General features: G+C 36.5%; 1 protein-coding gene. It reads right to left on the bottom strand.

Features of this window, described 5'->3' with window-relative positions; genetic code table 11:
- The coding region (locus VJI94_RS08985; protein WP_416383679.1) for a sulfatase-like hydrolase/transferase at nt 1-264 on the bottom strand (264 nt) is incomplete at its 3' end.
- Nucleotides 265-288 lie beyond the last annotated feature (24 nt).

Raw genomic sequence — 288 nt, forward strand, 5'->3', positions numbered from 1 at the left:
GAACAGCATTCCTTCTTTTGCAAGTCTGTCAATATTCGGTGTAGCTAATAGTTGAGAGCCATAAGCACTAATCGCATTGGCATCATGATCATCACTCATGATATAAATAATATTGGGTCTTTGCTGTGCTGTTACGATGATGGGCAATAGCCAGATAAGCAATAAGTATTTTTTCATGTTCGAAGGGTAAATGCTGAATAAAGGAAATATAAACCTGTTAGCTTTGTATACAAACTTACTGGTATGGAATTTGGCCGCGTACATGAATCGGAATTAAATACGATTGAT

Origin of the sequence: Parvimonas sp. D9 (genome assembly GCF_035282565.1) — a bacterium.
Lineage (GTDB): Bacteria > Bacillota > Clostridia > Tissierellales > Peptoniphilaceae > Parvimonas > Parvimonas micra.